A 12,859-nucleotide genomic window follows, 5' to 3' on the forward strand; every position below is an offset into this window, starting at 1 on the left:
CCTCCGCCGCTCTAATGAAGCTTGATGCGCGGTCTGGCGCGCTTGACGATCATCTCGCCGATCGAAGCCAGCGTGGTCTGCGCCAGGCCGTGCACCGCCTTGAGATGCATCTTGTGCAGCGAGCGATAGACGAGCCTTGCAACGAGACCTTCGATCTTCAGTCCCCCGATCAGGCTGCCGAACGCACCGTAGTCGGCGAGTGAGACGAGGGAACCATAGTCGCGGTAGCGATACGCCGGTGGGGCCCGCTCCGCGAGACGCGCCGCAATCACCTTGGCCATGTGGTGAGCCTGCTGATGCGCTGTCTGGGCGCGCGGCGGCAAGGCGTTTTCTTCGCCCGGGAGAACGCAGTTCGCGCAGTCGCCAATCGCGAACACATTCTCGTCTGCGACCGTGCGCAAGGTTTCATCGACGATCAGGCGGTTGATGCGATCGGTTTCGAGACCTTCGAGACCCTTCAGGAAATCCGGCGCCTTGATACCGGCGGCCCAGACGACCAGTTCGGCAGGCACAAAGAGCTTGTCGCCGAGCCGTATACCGTCTTCGGTCACTTCAGTGACCTTGATCCCGCAGCGTATCTGCACACCCAACTTGATCAGCAAGCGTGCCGTGGCGCGCGCCATCTGCTCAGGCAGCGCAGGCAGGATCCTCGGTCCGGCTTCGACGATGGTGATGCGGATCAGCCTTTCGAAATCGATGTTGTCGAGATTATGTGACGCAATCTCGCGCATCGACTTGTGAAGTTCCGCTGCCAGCTCGACGCCGGTGGCGCCGGCACCGACAATGACGCAATGGAGCTGACCGGGCGAAAGCTGCTCATACTGCGCATTGGCGCGCAGGCAGGCATCGATCATGCGCTTGTTGAAGCGGGCGGCCTGTTCCGCGGTGTCGAGCGAAATGGCATGGCGCGCGGCGCCCGGCGTGCCGAAGTCATTGGTCACGCTGCCAACGGCCATGACCAGCGTGTCGTAGCCCAGAACGCGCGGCGGGATGATCTGGCGACCGTCATCGTCGAAGCTGGGCGCAACGAAAACCTGGCGTTTGGCACGATCGATGCCGACGACCTCGCCAATGCGGTATCGGTAGCCGTGGCGGCTGGCATGGGCGATGTATTCGACCGCATCGTGTGATGCGCTCAAGGCGCCGGATGCCACCTCATGCAACAGCGGCTTCCAGATATGGGTGCGGTTTCGGTCGACAAGCGTGACGGAAAGCCGCCGGTTGCCGAACTTGCGGCCGAGGCGCGTCGCCAGTTCCAGGCCGCCCGCGCCACCGCCTACAATGATCACGCGGTGCAATGACTTGTCCGCGTGCGAGGGAGTCTCCGGGATCGTGCGGAACAGCGCAGCATTGTTGGCGAGCACGGCTTCCGGGATCAACCGCATGCCGGGGGTGACAATCTGCATCGGTGGTCTCCGTATCTTGCTCGGCGCGGCACGTCACTCTTGGGATTCGTGGATCACGATGCCTTGCAGCATGTCGACCTCGCATTCCCAGGGCTTGTCAGCGAGGACGCGCTGCCCATGCTCGTATCCTGCCTGCCAGCGCGTGCGTATGCCCGAGCGGGTGAAGTCGATGTCCTTGGTGTGGTCCTCGCCGTCCAGTCGCGGCGAAAGCAGGCGAACGAGATGCATGACCGACGGGCAGCCATAGGAGGCGAGCTCCTTGAACATCGGATCCTCGCGACGCTCCTCCGGCACGAGCCTTCCCAGTTCGCGCACGACATGCCGCAACCGATGCAGTTGCTCCTGCCGTGCAACGTGGCTCCGGCCGCGGCTGGCATATTGAAGGTCCTTCTGTCGCCCCATGACCTGCCAGATCGATTTCGGCTCGTTGGCGCGGGGCTGCCACATGTTGACGGCAAAGATCAGCGCGTCGCGCCGAGGGCGCTCATCCAGCACGACCTCGATGGGCGTGTTCGAATAAATGCCGCCGTCCCAATAGGGCTCGCCGTCGATGCAGACTGCTGGAAACGCCGGCGGCAAGGCGCCCGACGCCATGACATGTGCCGCCGACAGGATCATCTCGCGCGTGTCGAAATATTTGAGCTCGCTGGTGTTGACGTTGACCGCGCCGACCGTCAGCCGCGTGTGGCGCCCGTTGAGATAGTCGAAGTCGATCAGATTGCTGAGCGTCCTCTTGAGCGGATCCGTGGTGTAATAGGATGCGTTCTCGACACCGACCTCGCGGTTGACTCCGAACATGGCGCTTGGGTTCGGCTCGAAGAACCCCGGGATGCCGCGCATCACCGTGCCCATATTGGCAAAGATGTTGCTTGGAACCATCATCCGGAAAAACTCGTCGAACGGACTGCTGCGGCTGACGCTGTCCCAGAATTCCTGCAGCCTGGCGAGACGCTCGCCGGGCTGGTTTCCAGCAATCAGCGCGGCGTTGATGGCGCCGATGGACGTGCCGATGACCCAGTCCGGTTCGATGCCGCCCTCGACCAGCGCCTGGTAGACGCCGGCCTGGTAGGCGCCGAGCGCGCCGCCGCCTTGAAGGACAAGAACGGTCTGACGCTTGACTTCGCCCTGGTGGCCTATCGCCGGTCCTGCTTGCGGGGCGGACAGGTTTTGCGTGATCTTGTTCATCGCCTTCGCTCCTCGTGCGGGTCTAGTGAGCGGTCCAGCCGCCTTCGATCGGCATCACGGCGCCGGTGATCGAAGCCGCGTCGTCCGAAGCCAGGAACAGGCAAAGCGCGGCAACCTGCTCGACCGTGACGAACTGCTTGGTCGGCTGCGCTGCCAGCAGAACATCCTTGATAACCTGCTCTTCGGTGATGCCGCGCGCCTTGGCCGTATCCGGTATCTGCTTCTCGACCAGCGGCGTGAGCACGTAGCCGGGGCAAACGGCGTTGACCGTGATGCCCTGTTCGGCAACCTCCAACGCGACGGCCTTGGTCAGGCCGGCGACACCGTGCTTGGCAGCGACATAGGCGGATTTATAGGGCGACGCGACGAGCGCGTGCGCCGAGGCCACGTTGATGATGCGGCCCCATTTGCGCGCCTTCATCGCCTGCAAGGCGCGCCGGATCGTATAGAATGAAGACATGAGATCGATCGCCACCACCGCTTCCCATTTCTTTATCGGGAAGTCGTCGATCGGCGCGACATGCTGAATGCCGGCGTTGTTGACCAGTATGTCGACGGCGCCGAACTCGGCGATGGCTTTGTCCATCATCGCCGTGATGGCGTCGCCCTTGCTCATGTCGGCATTGTCGTATCGAACGGCGGCCTGATGATCGGCCGCAAGCTTGGCCCGCAGGCGTTCGATCTCGGCGGCGTCGCCAAAGCCGTTCAGAACGATGTTGCAGCCCTCGGCCGCGAAGGCTTCGGCAATGCCTTGCCCGATGCCGCTGGTCGAACCGGTGATGAGCGCTGTCTTGCCTTTGAGCATCGTCTTGTCCTTCCGATTGCGCTATGAGCGACGGGGTGCGGGCCGGCTCTGGATCTGACGATGAGTATGGTGAACCGCCGCAAGCTGCGGAAATGCCGTTGAGACATGGATTCGATAGATGACGGTCAGATCGTCGGCTGTGGAGGTCGATCGACCGCTCGGGTTGTTTGACGTCAGGGCAGCTAGTAAGATTGCATGGCACCCGGGCCGTGCCGTATGCACGTCCAGTGAGGGAGCGTGCAGTGGAGATCAGCCAGGTCCGATACTTCTTGGCCGTCGCCAAGGAACTGAATTTCACGCGGGCGGCCGAGCAGTGCAATGTCACGCAGCCGGCGCTGTCGCGCGCCATCAAACTCCTGGAAGATGAATTCGGCGGGCCGCTTTTCCACCGTGAGCGCCGTTTCACTCACCTCACCGAGCTCGGCCGCATGGTTGAGACCTATCTCGAGGGAGTCTTCGAGAACTCTCGCCAGGCAAAGCAGATTGCCGAGCAATATGTGAGCCTGAAGAAGATGCCGCTCAAGGTCGGCATCATGAGCACCATCGCTCCGGACGAGATCATCGAGCTCATCGCGGCCGTGCGCGCGCACCACCCTGGCGTCGAGCTGCATCTTTGCGATGCGGACGCGGTAAGCCTCAGGAGAAGGCTGATCGAGGGTGAGCTCGAGGCTGCCATCTATGCGTTGCCTTCAGACGCCCCCGACGAAGAAGTGCACGCCCTGCCGCTTTTCCAGGAGCAGATGGTGATGGCTGTTCACCTGACCCATCGCCTTGCCAATCAGCGCGCGGTGCGGGTGAAGGATATGAGCAACGAAAGCTATATCCACCGCAACAATTGCGAGTTCGCCGGCTACGCGGATGCCATCCTTGCCGAACAAGGCGTCACGGTCAGCCCGGTATACTGGAGCGATCGTGACGACTGGACATTGGCGATGATCGCCGCCGGGCTCGGCTTCGGCTTCATGCCCGAGCATACCGCCAAGCATCCTGGCGTGGTGCCTCTGCCGATCACGGAGCCGGAATTCTGGCGGGAGGTCAATCTCGTCACGGTGCGCGGCCGCAGGCATTCGCCCGCGGTCGGCGCATTGGTGCGAGAGGCCACGCAGAAGAAATGGTTCGGCGAGCGGGCTAAAGCGTTGTCCGCCGCCGAATAGGGTTGCCGGGCAAGGCAGCGTGCTTTGCATGCCGGGCAATGCTTTTCCGCATTCAGTTCTTCTTGACGGTTGAGGTCACCGACTGGATGACTTCCGTCGCCATCTTGAACTGCGCGGTGCGGTCGGTGATGCCGTGCCGCTTGGCGATCCAGTCGAAATCGCTGTAGGCGGCGTACACCGAGCCGTCGGCGCTCTGGTAAACCAACACTCTCACAGGCCAGTCGAGCCCGGCTTCGGGATTGGAGGTGATGAAGGTGGTGCCGAGCGCCGGATTGCCGAACATGACGAGCCGCGACGGCCTGACGTCGTTGCCCGCATTCTTGCCAAGCTGAGCCTGGTCGATGACGCCGAAGAACTTGATGCCTTTCTTGAGCACGTCCTTCTTGATGCGGGCGACGGTTTCAGCGACGGAATAGTCGCTCTTGACGGTGACGACGCCGTCCGAAGCCGCAGCCGGGAGGGCAGCAAACATCAGCATGGCTGCGCCTGCAAACAGAGCTTTGAGATGATTGGTCATGTCGGTCTCCTTGGTTGGACAACTAAGTTTCGATTTCAGGTCTCAGGCCTTCGGCGTTTGCAGCACGCGCGCGATCGCGATCGCACTGGCGAGAACCGCGACCAGCACGATCACGCATGCGGTCCAACCGACACGGTCGTAGATCTGTCCGATGAGGAAGCTGCCGGCGAGCCCGCCCGCGTAGTAGGACGCGAGATAGATGCCGCTCGCGGCGGCGCGATCGCGCGACGCGGTCCGGCTGACATGTCCTGTGGCTATCGCTTGAGCCAGGAAGGTGCCGACGGCGACCAGCGCCATCCCGGCGAGGACGACCGGAAGGCTGGGTACGAGCAGCAGAAGCAAACCGATGATCGCCAGCCCAAGCGTCGCGCCCACCCCCATTCTCGGGCCAAGGCCTGAGGCCACGCGCCCGGCGAGCGGAGTGGTCAGCATTGATGGCAAAAAGACGAAATGGACTGCGCCAAGCGCCATGGGGGTCAGCGAAAGCGGCACCGCGACAAGCTGAAAATTCACATAGGTGAACGTGCCGATAAAGACGAACAGGATCAAAAAGCCGATCGCAAAGCAGGCACGCAGCTCGGCGTTCCGCAACGGGGCTTTCCAGGCGCCGCGGGCGGGCTGACCCTCGGCGTCGGCGGGCATCATTGCCGAGGTCTTTTGCAACGTGAACCAGACAAGGGCGGCGCCGAGCAGATTAAGCGCGGCGAAGGTCAGAAAGTTGGTGGAGATGCCGAACGTGTCGGCGACAGCCGCCGACATCAACCGGCCGAAAAAGTTGCTGGCAACATTCCCCGTCACATAGGCCGCAAGCGCGCTCGTCGTCTGCCGTGCCGAAAAATGCTCCGCCAGGTAGGCCATGGTGAGCGTGAACGCAGTCGACATGCAAAGGCCTTGCACCACGCGCAGCAGCGCGAAGACCACAATATTGTCCGTCTGCGACAGCAGCGTCGTCGGGATCGCCAGGATGGCCAGGCTGATCCAGATGCCGTTGCGGCGGTCGATGCCGCGCCCAAAGAGAGCGACGGCAATCCCGGCCACCGCCATGCCGAAGGTGCTGGCGTTGACGGCAAAGCCCATGGTGGCGCGGCTGACGCCGAATTTCACCACCAGCGACGGCAGGATGGCTTGGGTGGCGAACAGATCGACGAGTGTCAGGAACGCAATCAGCGCGATCAGGCCGAAGCGCCAGCTATCCGCGGCCGCCATGCGAAGCCGCGTCGGTTCGGAATGCTCACTGGTCGTCATGACAGGCTCCGTTGCCACGTCCTCAGGCAATCGCCCGAGGACGGGTTTTTGGTTTCTGATGCCGGGATATCTTCACCGCGGCGAGCGGCTTACATCATGTGGTCTTCATGCATCGCCGGCGGCAGGACGTCGGCGGAATAGAGGACGGCCGGAACCTTGCCGTTGTTCTTCCACCAGTGGGCGAGCTGGCCGAACTCGGCGGTCGCGTCGCCGGCCGGATGCTCGATGCCGACCTTGCAGGTGCTGGCGTATTCAGTGATCGAGCCTTCGACGACGATAATGTTGGCAGGGCGGACATTGTGCTCATGCCACGGCACGACGCCGCCGGGCTGAACGACGAGCTTGCGAAGGCGCAGCATGTTGCCTTTCCAGGCTTCGCCCTTGCTGCTCAGATCGATTGCGGAAAGCACCGTGTCGATCACGCCGACCGGCTTGCTTGGATGTTCCTGGACATCGGTGGTGGCGGCTTGGCCGGCAGGGCAGTCGCCTGCGAAAGCCGGGGCCGCGGAAAATGCAGCGGTCGCGGACAGCATGCCCAGCGCGAAGGCAAGGTTGAGTTTCTTGGTAGCCATCTCGTATTTCTCCTTTGTCGGTGCCCAATCGCGGGAGGCGGGGCATGACGAGGAGAGTGACCGGAGGCTCCTCGAAAGAGAAATGCTGACTGGCTCTTAAATCGATACCTGAAAACTATCGTCGATCATCATACCGGCGCAGCAATCCGCGCCACGACATAGATCATGGCGTCGGTTCTTTTCTTCGACTTGCTATGCAGCCGTTTTCCTAACCAGATCGATGCCGCTTTCCGGCCAGCTGTGCGCCTTGACGCTGTTGACGAAAGTCGATGTGGCCGGCGAGAACCGGCGCCCGGCTACGACGACAAGCGATACCTCTCGCCAGACCTCCGGATCTATGACGGGCCTGATCTGCAATCCCGGGATGACGGCGCTGAATTCCGGGATGAAGCAGATACCCAGCCCGCCGGAGACCATGTTTTGAATCCAGTCTTCGCGTTCGCTGGCGTAGGAGATCCTGAGCTTGACCCCACGTTCATTGCAAAGGCCCGCAAGATAGTCGCGATACTCGCAGTTCAGGCGCCTGAGATAGTTCTCGCCGTCGAGCTCCGAGATGGCGACATTGTCGTTTCGGGCCAGCCGGTGCCCGTTGGGAAACGCGAGCACGAACCGCTCGCGGTAGAGGGGCGTGACATCGAACCTCTCCGGAAAGCTGTTGCTCGACGCCATGATGGCGACATCGATCTCACCCGCTTCCAGCAACTGCGACAGGGATGTCGGGACCCCCTCGACAAGCTGCAGCTGGATGCCCTGCTGGCGCCGGTTGAAGTCCGTCAGCAGCCCGGTAAACCGCCGCGGACCGATCGTGCACATCACGCCAACCTTGAGATTTGCATTCTCCAGGCAAAGGAATCTCGACGCCTCCTGGCGAACGCCGGTCACCTCATCGAGGATCTGCTGAAATCTGGGGCGGAGCAAAGCGCCCAAATCGGTGAGGTGCGTCAGATTCCGCTCGCGGCGAAACAACAGTCCGCCGACCTCATCCTCGAGCTGCTGGATGGCGCGCGAGAGCGCCGGCTGGTTAACGTTGCACTTCTCGCCTGCGCGCGTGAAATTCCGGGTCTCGCAGACGGCCAGGAAATAGCGAATGTGATGTATGTCCATGCGGGTCGTCCCTCAACTGCATCTGCAGGCTCGAACCCTGCCGCAATGCATTCCATCACGCCAATGCACGGGGGGTATAAAGTCGATAGCAATCGGTCATGATGAGCTTCCGGCGAATGCCCTCGCTTTCTCAAAAGGATGATGGCGAGCAAGCTGCTCGCCATCGTGCCGCCGTCCGATGTTGCCCGAAACGGTTGTCGAGCGCTCAGTTGGCGCCGCCGAGCGCCTGGAGGTTGGCGCAGAATTCGGCGTGCGGCTTGCTCATCGCCGCATCCTGGCACTCCTTCATCATCGCGCCCTGCTTGTCCTTCGACATCGCGTCCCAGGCGGCCTTGAATTCAGCCTTGGGCTTCATCGTCTTCATGCTGGCGTCGGTGAAGAAGGGCTGCATGTTGGACGGCTCGTCGAGCGCGCCGGCGAACGCAGCGCCGCCGAGCATGGAAAGTGCAAATGCGCCGATGCAGATGGCTTTGATATTCATGGTGGGATCCTTCTCCGGAGTTGTGCAATCGCCCCTTTGACGACTGCGTTGATGACCGGCAGCATTTTGGAACTCTATTGTTCCCGCTTGCCGAGGTGGACCTTGCTTCATCCGGCGCTCAATTCGCCAATGCCATCTGCGAATGGGGTTTATGCCGGTTCTGCATTCCGGGCGTGCGCCGCTAATTGGCTCCGCCCAAAACAAGCACGTTGGCGCAGTATTGTGCGTGGGGTTTGCGCATCGCCGGGTCGTTGCACGCCTTCGTCATCTTGACCCGGTCATGCTTTGACAGAGCAAACCAGGCCTTCCTGAACCCGGCCATCGGTTTCATCGTCTTCATCGTGGAGTCTGCATAGAAGGTCGGGAATGCAGCGAGGTCGCTGAACGGGTCGGCGGACGCCGGGCTCACGCCAAGACAAACGGCAAGCACAGCCACACAGGCAAGTTGTCTTCTCATCATTCATCTCCCTTCCAGGCGCGGCTCCGGCAACGGCGCCAGCCTGATCGGGATGAAGATTGTCGCGCGCGGGGCCAGCAATGCAATCTGCCTATGGACTTCATGCCACCTTGGCATTTCGGCTGAACAAGAAGATGCGGCAGTCTCTCTCCAATCGCCCTTGCTGGCGACCTTGGGATGGAGACCAGGCCATGCTTGCCCAGTCCGCAGTGAGCACAGTCCAATCGATCAGGTCAGCGACGGATCTTATCACGTCAGTGACGGATCCTAATGTCGAGGGCCGGACGATCGACATCGTGCTGGCAAACGACGCGCATGCCGCTTTCGTCTGGGGTGTGCTCGATCGGCTGCTGGACGAGCCGAACTGCAGCGTGAGCGGCGTTACCGCGTCGGGCTTTGCAGCGATGCAGGCGGCGGTCTTTGCTTATGGGCTGACCGTCGGCGGAAGGCGCGGCGCGCGGACGGCACTCGCCAATTTCTGGCGGCGCGTCAGCCATGCCTCGATGTTCGCCATCGACAGAACGAGCCTGCTTAGATCGATGCTGGAACAGTCGATCGACCTTCAGCCTATCCGCGACGAAGACTGCCCGGTGAGGCTGCGCGTCGTGGCCGTCAACGCCCGCACAGATGCGGCGAAAATATTCTCGGACGAACAGTTGTCGATAAACGCAATCGTGGCGGCAGCGGCTGTTCCGTTCCTTTCGCCGGCCATTGAGATCGATGGCGATCTCTATTGGGGCGACGGCGACATCTCGCAATTGCCGCCTGCGGCATCGATCGGAGCCTGCCATCGTGTGATGGTCAGCGGCAAGCCGTCGATATTCATGGCGCGCTGTCGGGATCGCAGCCCCGGCGCCACCCAATGCGTGACCGGATGCGCCCCGGTTCACAGCATCTTCGACAGCCACTATCGAGCTGGAGCTCCGCTGCTTGTGAGGCCCTGGATCGATTGGGGCGAGCTGACTGACATTCGTGACAGGGGACGGCAATGTGCCGAAGACTGGCTTGCCGCTGATCTTTCCAGCACCGACGAGCGCCCGCCCAGCGACTGCAGAACCCAATACATCTAGGCGCTTTCCTCCCGCCTAGCCGCGCCTGCTTCGCATACTCCCGAATGCAGGCGCCAGGCCCTCCGGTTCCCGGCCGGAGGGCCTTTTCGCGCCGCCCTCGGCACATCGTGGCCCGCTTATCAATTCCATGCCGAGACAGCATTTCAGCTCGGCATGGCGATCGTGGAAACTGATCTGCAGACGGGCCTCAGGGCCGGTCTTTCCGTCGAAACGCCAACCAGGAGACAAGCCTGTGATCAACACCAAGACCCTTATCGGCTCGGCCCTCGCGGCCGCCACCTCGCTCGCCGCCACGGCGGCATATAGCGGCCCCGCCGCCAAGCCCGGCTTCGCCTTCGAGAAGTGCTACGGCGTCGTCAAGGCAGGCCAGAACGACTGCCAGACCGCGACGCATTCATGCGCCGGCACTTCCACCGCCGACAACCAGCCCGACTCCTGGCTCTACGTGCCGGCCGGCAGCTGCGCGAAGATTTCCGGGGGCAGCGACAAGCCCAAGGCCTAGCCGACTTTCCACCTCGAGCAATCAGACCAGAAGGAGGAGACCGATGTCCAATATGTTTTCGCCACTCGCTATCCCCGCATCGGCGGGCATCGGTCTTCGCTCGCCCCACATCGCGGAGATGCTGACGCGGCGCCCGTCCGCGGGCTGGCTCGAGGTCCACGCCGAGAACTACATGGGCGACGGCGCGGGCGTCCAGGCGCTGGAAAGACTGCGCCAGACCTACCCGCTGTCCGTGCATGGCGTCGGTCTATCGCTGGGCAGCGCGCGAGGCCTGGATCGCGATCATCTCGAAAGGCTGCGCAAGGTCTGCGAGCGCTTTGAGCCCGATCTGGTTTCCGAGCACCTTGCCTGGAGCGTCGCCGACGGGGCCTATCTCAACGATCTTCTGCCGTTGCGCTATGACGAAGAGGCGCTGGCGATCGTTGCCCGCAACGTCGAGACGGTTCAAGACACGCTGAAGCGACGCGTGCTGATCGAGAACCTGTCGGCCTACCTGGCATTCGCGGACTCCTCGATGAACGAGGCCGAGTTCCTCGCGGCGCTCGTGGCGCGGACCGGCTGCGGCCTGCTGCTCGACGTCAACAATGTCCAGGTTTCCGCGCACAACCTGCAATATGACGCCAAGGCATTCATCGACGCGCTGCCTGAAGAGGCTGTCGGCGAGATCCATCTCGCCGGCCATGCGACCAACCAGGTCGGAACCGACACCGTGCTCATCGACGATCATGGCTCGCGCGTGCCGCCGGTCGTCTGGGCGCTCTACCAGCATGCCGTGGATCGGCTTGGGCCGCGCCCGACATTGATCGAGTGGGACACCGACGTTCCCGTTCTCGACGTGCTGCTGGGCGAAGCGATGTGGGCCGACATGCTGACCGCATCGATCATGTTCAGCCGCAAGCAGGCGGTGCGGCGCGAGCAAACGGCAGAAGCCCGAGCGATGCCGATCCGCCTGCCGATCGAAGCCGAAACGACAACCAGCATGCCCGTCCTTGCGGCGTTCGCGGCTGCCAGAACCGCGAGGCCATCCGTCTCCCTGGCGCTGCCTCCGCTCGAGGAGGAATACCATGCTGCCGCTTGAGCACCTGCAGACCACGATGGCGCGCTCGGTGCTGGCCAAGGATCCAACGATCGCGGCGAGATTGCTGACCGCGGGAAAGGCCGATCCGCTAGCCCGCCTGCGCATCTACCAGAACAACACCCGCAGCTCGCTGACAGCGGTGCTGATGGCGGTTTTTCCGGTCACGGTTCGCCTGGTCGACGAACGTTTCTTCCGCTACGCGGCGAGCGAGTTCATTCGACGCCATCCGCCAACGGAATCGCGGCTGGCGCGCTATGGCGCCGGCTTCCCGCGCTTCCTCAAATCAACCGACACGCTGTCCGACATGCCGATCGTTGCCGAAACGGCGCGGCTCGAATGGGCCATAGCCGAGGCGCTCGATGCACCTTCGTCGCAGCCCCGCAGCCTCGCCGAATGCGACAACACCGAGCTCGGCCCGTCGCCAGATATCGTGTTGCAGCCTTCGCTGCGGCTGATCATTTCGCACTGGTCGATCCTTTCGGTATGGACCGCGCATCAGCAGGAAGGGCCCGTCGACCAGAACAGCGCCTGGACAAGGCGCCCCGAACGCGTGGCGTTGTGGCGGTCGGGGGATAACGTGCGACTTGCTCTGCTCGACCGTGCGAGCCTCGCCTTCTGGCATTCGCTGAAGCATGGTCTCGGCCTTGAGCATGCCACCGGCCGTGCGTTGGCCCTCGACCCTGCCTTCGATCTGGTTTCCGCCCTTATGCGTCTGTTCGGCGACGGTCTCGTCACCAATGTGCGCGTCGCCGCGAATTTCCTCTCAAACACATGGAGACAGTCATGAGCGCAGCATCAGAACATTCCTCATCCATGCCGGCCGGCCTTGTCGGCCTCTACAGGCGCGCCATCAAGCTGCCCGAACATATTCCATTTTCGCTGGTCCAACTCGCTGCGCGCGTGGCGGTGGCGCATGTCTTCTGGCAATCGGCCCAGAGCAAGCTCGCCTCGTGGCCAGTGACGCTGCAGTTGTTCGCAAACGAATACAACCTGCCGTTCATCGATCCCTCGATAGCGGCGCCATTGGCGACAACGGCCGAAATCACAGGCTCGGTGTTGATCTTTTTTGGACTGTTCTCGCGCCTGGCGGCCCTGATGCTGCTCGGCGTCGTCTCCGTCATCCAGATCTTCGTCTATCCGGAGAACTGGGCCGAGCACCTGTTATGGGCCTCGTTGCTGCTCCTGGTGCTGACGCGCGGCGCCGGCATTTTCTCGCTCGACCATGTCGCGGAGCGAAACCTTTCGGCGTCCGGCGGATGAACATCCCGACGGGTGAGGCCATC

At 62.5% G+C, this 12,859-nt stretch carries 15 protein-coding genes; 6 read left to right on the forward strand and 9 right to left on the reverse strand.

Annotated elements, in window-relative coordinates:
* Positions 1-11 precede the first annotated feature (11 nt).
* The 3 genes from LB535_RS14500 to LB535_RS14510 are packed head-to-tail and all read right to left on the reverse strand — an operon-like array spanning position 12 to position 3,396.
* On the reverse strand, positions 12-1,406 hold the full coding sequence (locus LB535_RS14500; protein WP_224632692.1) for an NAD(P)/FAD-dependent oxidoreductase: 1,395 nt from the start codon (positions 1,404-1,406) through the stop codon (positions 12-14).
* Between the two features lie 33 nt (positions 1,407-1,439).
* Positions 1,440-2,591, reverse strand: a complete 1,152-nt coding sequence (locus LB535_RS14505; RefSeq protein WP_224632693.1) for a patatin-like phospholipase family protein — start codon at positions 2,589-2,591, stop codon at positions 1,440-1,442.
* A 22-nt stretch (positions 2,592-2,613) separates the two neighbouring features.
* Positions 2,614-3,396 carry a 3-hydroxybutyrate dehydrogenase gene (locus LB535_RS14510; protein WP_224632694.1) on the reverse strand — a complete coding sequence of 261 codons (783 nt, stop codon included), beginning with the start codon at positions 3,394-3,396 and terminating at the stop codon, positions 2,614-2,616.
* Positions 3,397-3,638: 242 nt separating this feature from the next.
* Here LB535_RS14510 and LB535_RS14515 point away from each other — a divergent pair, with 242 nt between their 5' ends.
* Entirely contained in the window at positions 3,639-4,550 is a 912-nt protein-coding gene (locus LB535_RS14515; RefSeq protein ID WP_224632695.1) for a LysR family transcriptional regulator, read from the forward strand.
* A gap of 52 nt (positions 4,551-4,602) precedes the next feature.
* Here the strand turns inward: LB535_RS14515 and LB535_RS14520 are convergent, their stop codons facing one another.
* The 6 genes from LB535_RS14520 to LB535_RS14545 all read right to left on the reverse strand — a co-directional run bounded on the left by LB535_RS14520 (position 4,603) and on the right by LB535_RS14545 (position 8,929).
* Positions 4,603-5,067 carry a DUF302 domain-containing protein gene (locus LB535_RS14520; RefSeq protein WP_411966504.1) on the reverse strand — a complete coding sequence of 155 codons (465 nt, stop codon included), beginning with the start codon at positions 5,065-5,067 and terminating at the stop codon, positions 4,603-4,605.
* 42 nt (positions 5,068-5,109) lie between these two features.
* On the reverse strand, positions 5,110-6,312 hold the full coding sequence (locus tag LB535_RS14525) for an MFS transporter (protein WP_224632696.1): 1,203 nt from the start codon (positions 6,310-6,312) through the stop codon (positions 5,110-5,112).
* An 89-nt stretch (positions 6,313-6,401) separates the two neighbouring features.
* Positions 6,402-6,884: a cupin gene (locus tag LB535_RS14530; protein WP_224632697.1), complete on the reverse strand. Its 483-nt coding sequence runs from the start codon at positions 6,882-6,884 to the stop codon at positions 6,402-6,404.
* Positions 6,885-7,076: 192 nt separating this feature from the next.
* Positions 7,077-7,988, reverse strand: coding sequence for a LysR family transcriptional regulator (locus LB535_RS14535; protein ID WP_224632698.1), 912 nt, complete (start codon positions 7,986-7,988; stop codon positions 7,077-7,079).
* A 205-nt stretch (positions 7,989-8,193) separates the two neighbouring features.
* Positions 8,194-8,469, reverse strand: a complete 276-nt coding sequence (locus tag LB535_RS14540; protein ID WP_224523767.1) for a hypothetical protein — start codon at positions 8,467-8,469, stop codon at positions 8,194-8,196.
* A gap of 181 nt (positions 8,470-8,650) precedes the next feature.
* A complete protein-coding gene (locus LB535_RS14545; RefSeq protein ID WP_224549146.1) occupies positions 8,651-8,929 on the reverse strand; it encodes a hypothetical protein in 279 nt (92 codons plus the stop codon).
* A gap of 56 nt (positions 8,930-8,985) precedes the next feature.
* Here LB535_RS14545 and LB535_RS14550 point away from each other — a divergent pair, with 56 nt between their 5' ends.
* The 5 genes from LB535_RS14550 to LB535_RS14570 all read left to right on the forward strand — a co-directional run bounded on the left by LB535_RS14550 (position 8,986) and on the right by LB535_RS14570 (position 12,836).
* The gene (locus tag LB535_RS14550) at positions 8,986-9,996 is read left to right on the forward strand and encodes a patatin-like phospholipase family protein (RefSeq protein WP_224632699.1); all 1,011 of its coding nucleotides are present in this window, start codon (positions 8,986-8,988) and stop codon (positions 9,994-9,996) included.
* A 232-nt stretch (positions 9,997-10,228) separates the two neighbouring features.
* Positions 10,229-10,498, forward strand: coding sequence for a DUF2282 domain-containing protein (locus LB535_RS14555; protein ID WP_140700495.1), 270 nt, complete (start codon positions 10,229-10,231; stop codon positions 10,496-10,498).
* Positions 10,499-10,541: 43 nt separating this feature from the next.
* Positions 10,542-11,576: a DUF692 domain-containing protein gene (locus LB535_RS14560; RefSeq protein ID WP_224632700.1), complete on the forward strand. Its 1,035-nt coding sequence runs from the start codon at positions 10,542-10,544 to the stop codon at positions 11,574-11,576.
* Complete coding sequence (locus tag LB535_RS14565) at positions 11,563-12,363, forward strand: DNA-binding domain-containing protein (protein ID WP_224632701.1); 801 nt, start codon at positions 11,563-11,565, stop codon at positions 12,361-12,363. The genes LB535_RS14560 and LB535_RS14565 overlap by 14 nt, the downstream gene beginning before the upstream one ends.
* Positions 12,360-12,836, forward strand: a complete 477-nt coding sequence (locus tag LB535_RS14570; protein ID WP_411969571.1) for a DoxX family protein — start codon at positions 12,360-12,362, stop codon at positions 12,834-12,836. Before LB535_RS14565 ends, LB535_RS14570 begins: the two co-directional genes overlap by 4 nt.
* Positions 12,837-12,859: the final 23 nt, after the last annotated feature.

It is taken from the genome of Mesorhizobium sp. CA10, assembly GCF_020165285.1.
Classification (GTDB): domain Bacteria; phylum Pseudomonadota; class Alphaproteobacteria; order Rhizobiales; family Rhizobiaceae; genus Mesorhizobium.